This window comes from uncultured Halorubrum sp. (assembly GCF_937146585.1).
Classification (GTDB): domain Archaea; phylum Halobacteriota; class Halobacteria; order Halobacteriales; family Haloferacaceae; genus Halorubrum; species Halorubrum miltondacostae.
Genome location: NZ_CAKZRO010000093.1, coordinates 1 through 13,521 on the forward strand (window position 1 = coordinate 1; position 13,521 = coordinate 13,521).

Annotated in this window: 16 protein-coding genes; 6 read left to right on the forward strand and 10 right to left on the reverse strand. The window is 71.3% G+C overall.

The window, feature by feature from the left end:
* A partial coding sequence (locus Q0116_RS08115; protein WP_303647051.1) for an aminoacyl--tRNA ligase-related protein occupies positions 1 to 623 on the forward strand: 623 nt, incomplete at its 5' end.
* A 124-nt stretch (positions 624 to 747) separates the two neighbouring features.
* Here Q0116_RS08115 and Q0116_RS08120 read toward each other — a convergent pair.
* From Q0116_RS08120 to endA, 3 genes are all read right to left on the reverse strand, one after another.
* Positions 748 to 921: a hypothetical protein gene (locus Q0116_RS08120; protein ID WP_297886823.1), complete on the reverse strand. Its 174-nt coding sequence runs from the start codon at positions 919 to 921 to the stop codon at positions 748 to 750.
* Positions 922 to 1,000: 79 nt separating this feature from the next.
* Positions 1,001 to 1,603, reverse strand: coding sequence for a hypothetical protein (locus tag Q0116_RS08125; protein WP_297886824.1), 603 nt, complete (start codon positions 1,601 to 1,603; stop codon positions 1,001 to 1,003).
* Between the two features lie 54 nt (positions 1,604 to 1,657).
* A complete protein-coding gene (gene endA / locus Q0116_RS08130; protein WP_297886825.1) occupies positions 1,658 to 2,851 on the reverse strand; it encodes a tRNA-intron lyase in 1,194 nt (397 codons plus the stop codon).
* A gap of 550 nt (positions 2,852 to 3,401) precedes the next feature.
* On the opposite strand from endA, the gene Q0116_RS08135 reads away from it, so the two are divergent.
* Positions 3,402 to 5,642: an AAA family ATPase gene (locus Q0116_RS08135; RefSeq protein WP_297886826.1), complete on the forward strand. Its 2,241-nt coding sequence runs from the start codon at positions 3,402 to 3,404 to the stop codon at positions 5,640 to 5,642.
* Positions 5,643 to 5,692: 50 nt separating this feature from the next.
* On the opposite strand, the gene Q0116_RS08140 is transcribed toward Q0116_RS08135, so the two are convergent.
* The 4 genes from Q0116_RS08140 to lwrS form a co-directional block, all read right to left on the reverse strand.
* Entirely contained in the window at positions 5,693 to 6,253 is a 561-nt protein-coding gene (locus tag Q0116_RS08140; RefSeq protein ID WP_297886827.1) for a CopG family ribbon-helix-helix protein, read from the reverse strand.
* A 25-nt stretch (positions 6,254 to 6,278) separates the two neighbouring features.
* Complete coding sequence (locus tag Q0116_RS08145; protein WP_297886828.1) at positions 6,279 to 6,638, reverse strand: PadR family transcriptional regulator; 360 nt, start codon at positions 6,636 to 6,638, stop codon at positions 6,279 to 6,281.
* 34 nt (positions 6,639 to 6,672) lie between these two features.
* The gene (locus tag Q0116_RS08150; protein ID WP_297886829.1) at positions 6,673 to 7,389 is read right to left on the reverse strand and encodes an HAD family hydrolase; all 717 of its coding nucleotides are present in this window, start codon (positions 7,387 to 7,389) and stop codon (positions 6,673 to 6,675) included.
* Positions 7,390 to 7,491: 102 nt separating this feature from the next.
* A complete protein-coding gene (gene lwrS, locus Q0116_RS08155) occupies positions 7,492 to 7,875 on the reverse strand; it encodes an LWR-salt protein (protein WP_297886830.1) in 384 nt (127 codons plus the stop codon).
* 61 nt (positions 7,876 to 7,936) lie between these two features.
* Between lwrS and uppS the strand changes: the two genes are divergently transcribed.
* On the forward strand, positions 7,937 to 8,932 hold the full coding sequence (gene uppS, locus Q0116_RS08160) for a polyprenyl diphosphate synthase (RefSeq protein WP_297886831.1): 996 nt from the start codon (positions 7,937 to 7,939) through the stop codon (positions 8,930 to 8,932).
* Here uppS and Q0116_RS08165 read toward each other — a convergent pair.
* From Q0116_RS08165 to Q0116_RS08175, 3 genes are all read right to left on the reverse strand, one after another.
* Entirely contained in the window at positions 8,929 to 10,029 is a 1,101-nt protein-coding gene (locus tag Q0116_RS08165; RefSeq protein WP_297886832.1) for a DUF2891 domain-containing protein, read from the reverse strand. The genes uppS and Q0116_RS08165 overlap by 4 nt on opposite strands.
* A gap of 126 nt (positions 10,030 to 10,155) precedes the next feature.
* Complete coding sequence (locus Q0116_RS08170; protein ID WP_297886833.1) at positions 10,156 to 10,614, reverse strand: NOB1 family endonuclease; 459 nt, start codon at positions 10,612 to 10,614, stop codon at positions 10,156 to 10,158.
* Positions 10,614 to 10,859, reverse strand: a complete 246-nt coding sequence (locus Q0116_RS08175; RefSeq protein WP_297886834.1) for a PRC-barrel domain-containing protein — start codon at positions 10,857 to 10,859, stop codon at positions 10,614 to 10,616. Before Q0116_RS08175 ends, Q0116_RS08170 begins: the two co-directional genes overlap by 1 nt.
* Before the next feature lie 157 nt (positions 10,860 to 11,016).
* On the opposite strand from Q0116_RS08175, the gene infB reads away from it, so the two are divergent.
* The 3 genes from infB to Q0116_RS08190 all read left to right on the forward strand — a co-directional run bounded on the left by infB (position 11,017) and on the right by Q0116_RS08190 (position 13,418).
* On the forward strand, positions 11,017 to 12,810 hold the full coding sequence (gene infB, locus Q0116_RS08180; protein WP_297886835.1) for a translation initiation factor IF-2: 1,794 nt from the start codon (positions 11,017 to 11,019) through the stop codon (positions 12,808 to 12,810).
* Positions 12,811 to 12,850: 40 nt separating this feature from the next.
* A complete protein-coding gene (locus Q0116_RS08185; protein WP_297886836.1) occupies positions 12,851 to 13,030 on the forward strand; it encodes a hypothetical protein in 180 nt (59 codons plus the stop codon).
* Between the two features lie 61 nt (positions 13,031 to 13,091).
* Positions 13,092 to 13,418, forward strand: coding sequence for a hypothetical protein (locus Q0116_RS08190; RefSeq protein WP_297886837.1), 327 nt, complete (start codon positions 13,092 to 13,094; stop codon positions 13,416 to 13,418).
* Positions 13,419 to 13,521 lie beyond the last annotated feature (103 nt).

Consider the following 13,521-nt stretch of genomic DNA (forward strand, 5'->3'; position numbering starts at 1 on the left):
ACCGCGACGAGATCCTCCTCGGCGAGGACCTCCCGCTGAAGTACCAGGCGTACACGCCGAACTTCCGGCAGGAGGCCGGCGAACACGGCACCGAGACGCGCGGCATCGTCCGCGTCCACCAGTTCAACAAGGTCGAGATGGTGAACTTCGTGCGGCCCGAGGAGAGCGACGAGCGCTTCGAGGGGCTCGTCGACGAGGCCGAGGAGGTGCTGCGCCGCCTCGAACTGCCTTACCGCATCCTCGAGATGTGTACCGGCGACCTCGGCTTCACGCAGGCGAAGAAGTACGACGTGGAGGTGTGGGCGCCCGGCGACGACATGGAAGAGGGGCCCGACCTGGGCGGCCGCTGGCTGGAGGTCTCCTCCGTCTCGAACTTCGAGGACTTCCAGGCGCGCCGCGCCGGGATTCGGTACCGCGAGGAGCACCACGAGTCGGCGGAGTACCTCCACACGCTCAACGGCTCGGGGCTCGCGGTCCCGCGGATCGTCGTCGCCATCCTGGAGTACTACCAGAACGACGACGGCACCGTCACCGTCCCCGAGGCGCTGCGACCGTACATGGGCGGCACGGAGGTCATCGAGGGCCACGACGCCGTCGGCGAGTCGAAGCTCGGCGGGGAGTAGTACCAGTTCGCGTCCGAATAGGACGGATTCGAAGGCGGTCTGCGCCTCCGGTATCGAACGTTCGAAACGCATCGGTACCACACCGACGAAGCGAAGACTCGACGTCGGTCGCCGATTCGAGTCTCTATACCCCTGCTAATTCGTCCGCAACCGCCTCTCCGTCGTCAAGCAGTTTCTCCGAGGCACGAGCCGCTTCTGCGTCCGGCTGGCCGATCGATGCGGCGAGTGCGTCGAATCCGAGGACGTCGTCGAAATAGAGGTCGACGACAATCTCGTACGCGCGCTCTTCTTTTCTCATCTCGTTTGATTACCGCCGAGGCGTGTTCGCATGTCTCATCTGCGGACCTATGACCGGGTCCAAAACGGTCCGACCGCCGCTACTGGTTCTCCAGGGCGTCGAGGATGCACGCGGCGGCGACGACCGCCTCCTTCGGCACGTCGCTCGCGTCGTCGACGGTGACCGTGTAGGCGTCGCGCATCGAGAACTGCCCCTCGATGTCGCCGACGTGGCCGCCGTCGGCGTCGAATATCTCGTACTTGTTCGGGATCAGGTTCGCGGCGCCGACGAGGTGGCGGAGCCCCGAGAGGAGCTTGTTCTTCGACTTGATCGTCGCCAGCGCCTCTCCCGTCTCGGGGTCGCGGACCGTCCAGTTCTCGACGAACAGCGAGTAGTCCTCGTCCAAGACGACCACCTCCTCGCCGGTGCCGGCGTCGACGATGGCGTAGTTGCCGCCGACGTCGATAATGCCGCCCGCCTTCACCGAGAAGGCGTCCTCGTCGTCGCCGGTGACGAACGGGAACTCCTCTTTCAGCTTGAACATCTTCTGTTTCCCGCGGAGGACGACGTCGCCGGCGCTGTCGCGGACGGCGTACTTGTTCCGGACCAGCGACTGTTTCACCTCGTAGCGGTCGTCGCTGAGGTCGACGGTCGAGATGTCGTACGCGCCGGGTTCGGACTCGGACTCGGAGGGCAGCGGCATGTGCGCGACGACGGCGAGCGGTCAAAAAAGGCTTCTGTTCGATCTACGGCGGTCTCAGGGCGTTAGCCGGTCGACCGAGAGCCACGCCACGTCGGCGTCGACGGACGCGTCGTCGGCGTCGTCGGCGGGGTGGTCGTCGCCGACCGCGGTCAGCGCGAACACCATCTCCTTGCGGACGCCGCCCGCGAGCCGCACGTCGAGCGACAGTTCGCGGGGCGAAAAGCGGTGGTCCTCCGCGACGACGCGCACGAGGTGTTCGGAGTGCGGGAGGTCCTCGACCGTCTCCACGTCGAGGTAGGTCCGGAAGTCGGCGCCGAACTTGAACCCGGTCTTCGGCACGGCGTCGGCGCCGCGGAGGCGCCGGTAGACCGCGAGCCGTCGGTCGAAGCGATCGCCCTCCACGTCGCGGCCGCGAGCGACGATCCGGGCGGCGGCGTCGGTCGTCGCCTCGCTCCCCCCGCGCTTCCCCGAAGCGTCGGCGCCGGCGTCACCGACCGACGCCGACAGCGACAGCCGACCGTCGGCGGCCAGCGACGCGGCCTCGACGAGCGAGAGCTGGAGCGCGCCCTCGACGTCGGCGGCTCGACCGGTAAGCGGTCGGCCGTAGAAGCCGCGCTCGTAGAGCCCCTCGGGGGCGTCCCAGACGACGACGCGGTCGGCGAGGAGGACCCCCGCCAGCGAGCCCGGCGGTTCGTAGTCGGTCGCCCCGTCGATGCGGCCGTCGTCGGCTGCGAAGTAGGTGATGTCGGACTCCTCGTCGACGACCGCGAGCGTCCGCCCGGCGAGCCCGCTCGCCGCGATCGACTCGCGCTCGCCGACGACCTGGATCGGGTACTTCACCTTCCCCGTGTCGGGCGTCTGGCCGCGCTCGTAGGCGACGAAGTCGACCGCGTCGCTCGGCGCGTCGCTCCCGCCGGGCCACGGCTCGCGGGCGGGCGAGAGGTAGAAGCCGCGGTCGCGGAGGTCCGAGTAGACGAGGAACCGCACCGCGAAGCGGTCGGCGGCGGCCGCGCTGGCGACGAAGAAGCGCTCGAAGCCGACGGGGTCGTCCGGCGCGTCGGCGGCGTCGCCCTCGAGCTCGATCCCGGAGAGGTCGCCGCGGAACAGCAGGTGCGCGGCCTCGACCCGCGAGAGCGCGATCTCGTCGCCGTCGAGCGGTCGCCCGTACCCCCGGGCGTCGTAGAAGCGCTGGCGGGCGTCCCCGCCGACGCGGACCGCGTCGCCCCGCAGGTGTCCGGTCGGTTGCATACCAGTCACCGCGGCCGGCCGAGGGAAGGGGGTTGCGGTCGGTACTGGTGAGATCACGGTAAATCGGACCGAGAAGGAAGCTATCAATCAACGTGAGCGAGCGGCGTTGCTGTCGGCCGTTTATAACTGATCGACAGCGGATCGACGGTGGCCGCCTCCAAAGCCCCAGCCGGGAGGGCGGCGCACACTCGTTGCGCTCCTCGCTCGGCCACTCACTCCGTTCGTTCCCTCGCTGCGGTGCTTACGTCGTCTGCGCCGCCCTCCCGGCTGCCCCTTTGAGTCCATCCACAGCACCGCACAGCACCTCACACCTCCCCAGCCTCGTCGCTCGTTCGGGGCTCCCTTCGGTCGCCCACTCCGCTCGCGACTCCCTCGCGCGTGCTCCTCGCGGCCGCCGGGGGCGGCCGCTCGCAGGCACGCGCCGCCGCACTACCGTTTATAAGCAGTCGCCGCTCCCCCTCACGCCCGTTTTGGATCCCTTTCTACGGGCGGGAACCGACTCTCGACGACGCCGGACAAGCGTAAAGAGCCGCGGGCGAGAACGAGAGGTATGAACGACACCGCAGGGCTCCGGCTCACGGTGCGTGCCGCCGAGAAGCGGGACGCGGGCCGGGGCATCGCCAGGCTCCCCGAGTCGGCCCGCAAGCGGCTCGCCCTCCTCAGCGGCGACACGGTCGAGGTGCGCGGCGAGCGCACCGCCGTCGCGAAGGTGTGGCCGGGCGGTCCCGACGCCGCCGACGGCTCCGTCCTCATCGACGCGGACACCCGCGCGAACGCCGGCGTGAAGGTCGGCGACACCGTGACGATCGCGCCCGTCGACGTCGCGGACGCCGACCGCGTGACGATCGCCGCGCCCGGCCGCCTCGCCGAGGTCGACGTGAGCCGCGAGGTCGTCGAGCGCGCGCTCTCCCGCGAGCTCCGCGACCGCCCCGTCACCGAGGGCGAGGCCGTCCACGTCGAGCGGCTGGGCGGCCTCCGCTTCGTCGTCGCGCGGACCGCTCCCGCGGGGACCGTGCGGATCACCGCGTCGACGGACGTCTCGGTCGAGTACGAGGGCGATTCGGGGTCCGGGAGCGACGGCGTCGACGCGCGAACGGGGACCGGCGGCGACCGACCCGACGCGCCGACCGACTCGCGGAGCGCCCCGCCCGGGAGCGACGCTCGCCCGGAGGGCGGCGACGCCTCGCCCGCCGAGCACACCGCGGGCGCGACCTACGAGGACATCGGCGGGCTAGACGAGGAGCTTGAGCTCGTCCGGGAGACGATCGAGCTCCCGCTCTCGGAGCCGGAGGTGTTCACCCGGCTCGGGATCGACCCGCCGAAGGGAGTCCTCCTCCACGGCCCGCCGGGGACGGGGAAGACCCTCATCGCGCGCGCCGTCGCCAACGAGGTCGACGCGACGTTCGTCACCGTCGACGGCCCGGAGATCATGTCGAAGTACAAAGGCGAGAGCGAGGAGAAGCTCCGCGAGAAGTTCCGCGAGGCTCGCGACGCCTCCCCGGCGATCGTCTTCTTCGACGAGATCGACTCGATCGCGGGCAAGCGCGACGACGGCGGCGACGTCGAGAACCGCGTCGTCGGGCAGCTGCTCTCGCTGATGGACGGGCTCGACGCCCGGGGCGACGTGATCGTCATCGGCGCGACGAACCGCGTCGACACCATCGACCCGGCGCTGCGGCGGGGCGGGCGGTTCGACCGCGAGATCGAGATCGGCGTGCCCGGCGAGTCCGGGCGGCGACAGATCCTCGACGTCCACACGCGCCGGATGCCCCTCGCGGACGACGTCGACCTCGACCGGATCGCGGGCCGGACGCACGGGTTCGTCGGGGCCGACATCGAGGGGCTCGCGCAGGAGGCGGCGATGACCGCCCTCCGGCGCGCCCGCGAGACCGACGGGCGCGCGCTGAACGACGTGACGGTCGGGAAGACCGACTTCGAGGCCGCGCACGCGAACGTCGAGCCGAGCGCGATGCGCGAGTACGTCGCCGAGCAGCCGACCACCGAGTTCGCCGACGTCGGCGGCCTCGACGACGCGAAAGACGAGCTCGAGCGCGCCGTGACGTGGCCGCTGTCGTACGGGCCGCTGTTCGACGCCGCGGGCGCGGACCCCCCGACCGGCGTCCTGCTGTACGGCCCGCCGGGGACCGGGAAGACGCTGCTCGCGCGCGCCATCGCCGGCGAGAGCGGCGTGAACTTCATCCAGGTCGCCGGGCCGGAGCTCCTCGACCGCTACGTCGGGGAGTCGGAGAAGGCGGTCCGCGAGCTGTTCGACCGCGCGCGGCAGGCGGCGCCCGCGATCGTCTTCTTCGACGAGATCGACGCCGTCGCGACGGACCGCGACGCGGCCGGCGGCGACGGCTCCGGCGTGAGCGAGCGCGTCGTCTCCCAGCTCCTGACGGAGCTCGACCGCGCCAGCGACAACCCGAACCTCGTCGTCCTCGCGGCGACGAACCGACGGGACGCCCTCGACCCGGCGCTGCTCCGGCCCGGTCGCCTGGAGACGCACGTCGAGGTGCCGGAGCCGGACCGCGAGGCGCGCCGCAAGATCCTGGAGGTCCACACCCGCGGGAAGCCTCTCACGGACGAGGTCGACTTAGAGCGCGTCGCCGACGAGACCGAGGGCTACTCCGGCGCGGAGATCGCCTCGCTCTCGCGGGCGGCGGCGATGCGTGCCATCGAGCGCGTCGCCGACGAGCACGGCGAGGCCGCCAACGACCACGCCGACGAGGTCGGGATCACCGGCGAGGACTTCGACGCGGCGCTCGAGTCCGTCCGGCCTCAGACCCCCTGAAAGCGCCGTGGTCGCGTGGTTCGGCGTCTCTCCCGCCGACTCGTCTTCGGCTAGTCGTCTCCGCTCGACTCGGCGGCCGCGCCGTCATCCGTCTCCTTCCCGTCCACCTCTCTGCGCTCTGCCTCGTCGCTCCCCGCCTCCCCGTCGTCGGACTCGCCGTGGTCGTGCCCGCCGTGCGCGCCGGCGTCTCCGAGCGCGCCGGGACCGAACTCGTCGACCGGGGTGACGCTGTAATCGACCGTGAGCGTGTCCTTCGTCGCGCGGACCTTGCCCACGAACGTCGATATCTCCGCGAGCTCCCCCTCCAGCACGAACAGCTCCATACAGTACTGCGAGCCGACGTGGCTGTGGAAGTTCGAGGCGACGATCCCCTCGTCCTCGTGGCGCAGGCGCATCATCCGCTCCTCGACGTTCGTCGTCTCGTAGTTGAAGAGCACCGTCACGACGGCCATGAGGTCGCGGTCCTCGAGCTTCGCGTCCTCGAACTCGCCGAGGAGGTTCCGGGAGGCCTCGCGGACGACCTCGCTGCGGCCGGTGTACCCGTGTTCGTCGGAGAAGTTGTCGATGCGCTCTAGCAGCTCCTCCGGCATGGACACGCTGACGACTGTCATGTATTAAATCATGCCGCGGAAGTTGTTAATCCTTGAGGTCCGGGCCGTCACGTTCCGCTTCCCGTTCTGTCCGGTCGCCGCCTCCTCCGGTCCTCTCGCTGTCACCGCCTCCTTCGATCCGGTCGCCGAGCCACGCGTAGTGGTCGAGCAGAGCCGTCTCGCCCGCGTCGGTGAGCGCGTACACGTCGGCGATGCCCTCGGTCCGGCGATCGAGGTACCCGGACTCGACGAGCGCCGAGAGGGTCCCGTAGAAGGAGCCGGGGTCGATCCGCTCGTCGTAGTGCGACTCGAGCCGGCTCTTCAGCGACTGCGCGCGCAGCTCGCCGCGGTCGTACAGCAGCGCGCAGAGGTCGCGGCGGCGGCCGCTGTGGAACCACTTCGTCATGGCTCTCCGATCGCGCCGCGGCCGGATAAATCGCTCACGACGCGTCGCCGGGACCGGGGCGTCCCTCGCCGCCGCCGCGCCGGTCGGCGACGCCCCGGGCGCCGCCGTCGATCAGTTCGTCGAGGCGGCTCACGCGCCGGTCGCCGAGGACGCAGCGGCCGCGCTCGTCGTGGCCGACGCGCTCGACGTGGACCGCGTCGAGGCCGGCGTTCCAAGCGGCCGCCACGTCGCTCTCGCCGTCGCCGACGTAGTAGCCGCGGCCGCGGCCCGGGTCGACGCCGAGCGCCTCCATCGCGACCTCGATCGGGTCGGGGGCCGGCTTCCACCCCGTCTCGTCGGTACAGCAGACGACCGCGTCGAAGCGCCCGCCGAGGTCGAGCCGGTCGAGGACGGGGTCGGCGAGGAACTCCTGACAGTGGGTGACGAGGCCGGTCGGGCCGCCGACCTCGTTCACGCGGTCGAGCAGCCGCGCGGCGTCGTCGTGGAGGTACGTCGCCTCCGCGCGGGCGGCCGGGTCCTCGACCGCGTGGAACGCCGGCCAGAACGCGTCGGGGTCGACGCCGATCCCGCGGAGCGTCTCGGCCCGCGAGCCGCCGAGCCCGTGCCAGAGGACCCGCGCCTCTCGGTCGGAGAACTCCCGGCCGAGCCGGTCGCCGACGCGGTCGAACACCGTCCGGGTGTACTCCCACTCGGCGTCGACGAGCGTCCCGTCGAGGTCGAACAGGTGAAAGTCGTAGTCGGCGACGGCCATGGATCCACCTCTACGCCGGTGGCCGACAAGTGCGTTGTGGGTCCGCGGGACCGCGACCCACACCGGCGGGAGCCGCCCGGTCGCCGGACGCCGCGCGCTCGCTCAGCCCCGGACGTGGACCGACGACCCGAGGTACTTGCGGAGGACCTCGTCGACGGACTCGGCGTTGAACGGGGCGAGGTCCGCGGCGATCGCGTCCGTCAGCGCGTCGCGGTAGCCCTCGTCGGTGCGGAGCTCCCGGAAGTCGGCGGCGACCACCTCGACGCCCGGGGCCGACGCGACCCCCAGCCGCTCCGCGGCCAGGCGGCGGAAGGACGGCTCGTCGCCGATCTCGCCGCGCCACAGCCGGTCGCGGAAGAAGAGCCACCCGTCCGTTCCGGGCTCGGGCGCGGTGATCTCCATCGTCGTCTCGAACCGGTCCGGGTCGACGGACGCGTCCGCCGGGTCGAGTCCGACGGCGACGCGGAAGACGTAGGCGGCCTCCATGCCCCTGGGTTCGGCCGATCGATCCATAAACGTATACCGCTCGGCGTCGTGTGCCCCGAGCATGTGGCAGCGACTCCGCGGCCTCGCCGGTCGCGCGTACCGGCGACACCTCCGCCGCGAGATCGACGACGTCCCCGACCACGTCGCCGTCATCCAGGACGGGAACCGCCGGTACGCCCGCGAGCGCGGCGACGACGCCCCCGACGGCCACCGCGCCGGGGCGGACACAACCGAGCGCGTCCTGGACTGGTGCGCCGACCTCGGCGTCTCGGAGCTCACCCTCTACGCCTTCTCCACGGAGAACTTCGAGCGCCCGGACGAGGAGCTAGAGCCCCTCTTCGACCTGCTGGAGCACAAGCTGCGCGAGTTCGCCGACGCCGACCGCGTCCACGAACAGGGCGTCCGCGTCCGCGCAATCGGCGACGTGCCCAGACTCCCGCCGCGGGTCCGCGACGCGGTCGACTACGCGGAGCGGCGGACCGCGGGTAACGACCGGTTCACGCTCAACGTCGCGCTGGCGTACGGCGGCCGGACCGAGCTGCTCGACGCCGCGCGCGCCATCGCCCGCGACGTCGACGCCGGCGAGATGGCGCCCGAGGACGTCGACGTCGAGGCCGTCGAGTCCCGGCTGTACGACCGGCCGATCCGCGACGTGGACCTGATCGTCCGCACCGGCGGCGACGAGCGCACCTCGAACTTCCTCCCGTGGCACGCGAACGGGAACGAGGCCGCGGTCTACTTCTGTGCGCCGTACTGGCCGGAGTTCTCCGAGGTCGACTTCCTCCGCGCGATCCGTACCTACGAGTCCCGCGAGGAGTCGTGGCAGCGCGCCCGGGCCGAGCGGGCCGCCGCGCTGGTGCGCGCGCTCGCCGAGGTGGAGTTCGCCGAGGCCCGCGCCGCCGCCGCGCGGCTCCGGGACCGGGTCCCGCGGCTCGACGGGAGCGACCTCTCCGAGGACGCCCTCGGTACCGCCGAGACCGACTCGCCCCGGTCGAGCGACGGTGACGCCCGTAATACGGTCGAGGGAGACGCGGCGGAGTCGCGGGGCGCGGACTAGGCCGTCTCCGGCGCGACCCCGCCCTCGTTCCGCGTCAGCAGGTACAGCGCGAACGACGAGAGCCAGTGCGACCCCGCGTAGTCGTCGGTGAGCACGTCCGCGGCCCCCGCCTCGGCGTGGCGGCGCGCGGCATCCGCCAGCGGCTCGCGCAGCCGGGTCGCCGCGGGACCGTCCCTCCCCGCGAGCGCGTCGGCGAGCCCGGCGAGACACCACGCCCGGGAGACGTTGAGGCCGATCAGGTGCATCGCGGCCCCGTCGCCCTCGTCCGGCTCGACGTCGACGGGCGACCGCAGCGCGTCGTGCGGCGGCGCGGTCAGGTCCGGGAGGAAGCCGTCGAGCCACGACGCGAACGGGTCCGGGTCGAGGACGCGGCGCATGAGGTCCGCCTCGGTCAGCGCCGGCGAGACGAAGTCCCAACCGACCGGCTCCGCGCCGACGACCGCCGCGGTGTCGTCCGCGTAGAGGCGGCGGGCGGTCGTCTCGGCCTCGCGTTCGAGGTCCGCGTCGCCGACGACACGGGCGTAGTCGAGCACGCCGGCGAGCGCGAACGCGGTGTTGCCGTGCGTGCCGACGCGGTGGGGGCGGTCGATCTCGAGGAACGACTCGCGGGTCCCGCGGCGGACCCGGTCTTCGAGCGGGCGGAGCGTCTCGCGCCACGCGTCGGCGCGCGGGTCGTCCCACAGGGCGAGTTCGGCGGCGAGCCGCAGCAGCCACGCCCAGCCGTACGGCTCCTCGAAGCCGGGGTTCTCGTCGAGGTAGGCGACCTCGCCGGCGACGTGCTCGGGTGTCAGCCGCCCGTCGACGCCGGCCGCGATCGCGGCCTCGTCCGGGTGGTCCGGCGCGAGCCGCAGCGCGCGGACGAGCGCCCAGTGGCTGTGGACCGCCGAGTGCCAGTCGAAGCAGCCGTAGAAGGCGGGGTGATTCTCCGACGGGCGCGGCGGCGCGTCCGGCCCCTCGACGACCCCCTGGTAATGCGGGTACTCGGTCTCGACCCCGTCGAGCGGGTGCTCGGCCAGCGCCGCCGCGACCGCGTCGTCGAGCGCGTCCGCTCGCCCGGCGCGGAGCGCGTCCGGTGACAGCTCCTCGAATGCGTTCACGTCGGGCTGTCGGCGCGACGCCTGTTCAATCGGTCGGTCGCGTGCGGACCGTCCGCGTGAGAGCCGGTCGCGTACGGACCGGGCGGTCGGCGGATGGACCCGTCCCGCGCCGCCTCGGCGGCCCGCTCACGCCGGGTTCTTCCGCGTCAGGTCGCTACCGCAGATCGGACACCGCTCCTTGTTCTCGTCGAAGGTGCGGTTACAGCCGACGCACTGGAAGCGCCACTCGCGCTCCTCGGTGATCCCCTCGCGCTCGATCGGTTCGACCGGGAGGTCGAGCCGCTCGGCGACGTTCTGCATCGCGTAGTCGTCGGTGACGAGCGCGCCGTGGAGCTCCAGCGCGGTCGCGATGAGCCGGATGTCGGTGTCCGACAGCTCCGCGGCGTCGCCGGAGCCCTTCGCGGCGCGGCGGACCCGGTCGACCGCCTCCGGGGCCGGCACGTGGACGGTCATGCCGGAGCCCTCCATCGCGTCGAAGCGGAGCGCGACCTCGCCGGTCAGCTCGTCGTGGACCGCCGGGATGGAGACCACGTCCTCGTCGGTCGTGTACTCGTGGATGAACGCGGACGAGTCGAGGACCTGCATCAGCGGGCGACGACGATGTAGTCTTTCACCGCCTGCACGTTCGCGACCGGCACGCGGAGCCGCCCCATCTCGTCGAACTCGAAGTCGACGCGCTCGTGTCGCAGCTGCTCGTGCGGGCTGACGAGGAGGTGGTTCAGCTCGCCGGACTCGAGGTTCATCGTGATGTTGTACAGGTCCCCGAGTTCGGTTCCGTCGGCGCTCATCACCGCCTTCCCGGAGAGGTTCTCCGCGAGGATGTCGACCATACCCGCACGGTCCCGGGCAACGGTCTTAAACGCCACGGGCCGTCCGACGGGCGACGGACGCGCCGGCCGCGCTCGCCGCGGCTCGCGGCGGCGTTTTGAAAGGCTTAACTGACGGCCGGGACGAATAGACGCTATAACCTTCTCGGGGCGATCACATATGACCGACCACACACACGCGGACACCCTGCGAACCCCCATCGTCGCCGTGCTGGGCCACGTCGACCACGGCAAGACGAGCCTTCTCGACACGATCCGCGGCTCCGCCGTCAGCGAGGGCGAGGCCGGCGCGATCACCCAACACATCGGGGCGACGGACATCCCGCTCGACACCATCTCCGGGATGGCCGGCGAGCTCATCGACCCGTCCGACTTCGACCTCCCCGGCCTCCTCTTCATCGACACGCCCGGGCACCACTCCTTCTCGACGCTGCGCGCCCGGGGCGGCGCCCTCGCCGACATCGCGGTGCTCGTCGTCGACGTCAACGACGGCTTCCAGCCGCAGACGGAGGAGGCGATCGACATCCTCCGGCGAACCGGGACCCCCTTCGTCGTCGCGGCCAACAAGGTCGACACGACGCCGGGGTGGAACCCGCAGGACGGCGAACCGATCCAGCGGAGCATGGACGCGCAGTCCGAGCGCGCGAAGTCGATGCTCGACGAGAACCTCTACGAGATCATCGGCCAGCTGTCCGACGCCGGCTTCTCGGCCGACCTCTACTGGCGGGTTCAGGACTTCCAGAAGAACATCGGCGTCGTCCCCCTGTCGGCGCTCACCGCCGAGGGCGTTCCCGACCTCCTCACCGTCCTCATGGGCCTGTCGCAGCGGTTCATGAAAGAGGAGATGGCGATCGACGTCACGGGGCCGGGCGAGGGGACCGTCCTCGAGGTGAAAGACGAGCGCGGCTTCGGCGCGACCGTCGACACCGTCGTCTACGACGGCGTGATCCGCAACGGCGACACCGTGGTCGTGGGCGGCCAGAACGAGCCCATCGTCACCGAGATCCGCGCGCTGCTCCGTCCGCGGCCGCTCGCGGAGATCCGCACGGAGAAGCAGTTCGAGAAGGTCGGCGAGATCGGCGCCGCGGCCGGCGTGAAGATCGCCGCGCCCGACCTCGACGAGGCGATGGCGGGGGCGCCCGTCCGGGTCGTCCGCGACCGCACCGTCGACCAGGTCGTCGAGGAGGTGAAGGCCGAACTCGCCGAGATCGAGGTCGACACCTCGGAGAACGGCGTCGTTGTCAAGGCCGACACCCTCGGCTCGCTGGAGGCGATGGCGAACGCCCTCCGCGAGGCGGAGGTCCCCATCCTGCGCGCCGAGGTCGGCGACATCGCGCCGCGCGACATCGCGGTCGCGGAGACGGCGAACCAGGACGAACACAAGGCGATCCTCGGGTTCAACGTCGACCTCCTCAAGAACGCGGAGTCGGACCTGGAGAACGCGGACGTGAAGCTGTTCAAGAACGAGGTCATCTACCAGCTGGTCGAGGACTACGAGCGCTACGTCGAGGAGAAGCAGCGCGCGCAACAGGAGACGGTGCTGGACAAGGTCGTCCGGCCCGCCCGCTTCCGCATCCTCCCCGACCACACGTTCCGGCAGAACGACCCCGCGGTCGTCGGCGTCGAGGTCATCTCCGGCACGCTCCAGAACAACCGCAACGTCGGCTTCTTCGAGGGCAACGAGTTCGAGCGCGTCGGCGACCTCTCCGGGATCCAGAAGCAGGGCGACGACGTCGACGAGGCGCGCGCCGGCGAGCGCGTCAGCATCGCCATCGACGGCCCGACGGTCGGCCGCGGCATCGAAGAGGGCGACACGCTCTGGACCGAGGTGCCCGAGAAGCACGCGAAGATCCTCGAACAGGAGCTGAAAGAGGAGATCACCGCCGACGAGCGCGAGGCGCTCCAGGGCTACCTCGAGACGCGGCGGAAGCGCGACCCCTTCTGGGGGAAGTGACCTCGACAACGCTTTTCTGACCGGTCGTCGTCTGTGTCGCATGGTCTCCCGCGAGAACGCGGTCATCCTCTCGTTCATGGCGGTCGGGCTGGCGCTCGGGTACGGCGGTCGCGTCGCGACGGAGCTGAGCGACACCGCGCTGATCGGCGTCGTGCTCTTCGTCGGCGTCGTCGCACCGCAGCTGGTCGTCGGCTACCTGGACTCCGACGCCTCGGAGTGACGCCTGCCCGCAGCTCCCGCCCGCGAGCCGACGTTATGTGCGTCGACCCCGTAGCACGAGTATGGAGACTACCGTGGTCGAACACGACGGCGCAGTTCTCGCACGACTGGAGAGCGACGACAGGGTGTTCGAGGTACGCTTCGACGCGCTCGAACCGACCGACGTGACGCTGCGGTTCCTCCGCGACGGCGACCGCGTCGGCAGCGTCTACAACGACGACGGGACGGAGCGAACGATGGCGCGGCTGACGACGGCGCGCGAGGGGACCGACTTCATCGGCGTCGAGGTCCCGAAGGAGTTCGTCGCCGAGATCCTCGACGCGGCGCTCGAAACGGGGCGCGTCACCGACGAGACCGCCGCCGAGGGGTACCGGCTCCGCGTGCTCTGAGGCGACGCGTCGGGCCCTCGACGGTCACGCGTAGAGCAGGATCAGCACGGCGACGAACACCAGTTCCCCGCCGACGAGCAGCCCGGCGAGCAGCCACGCTCGG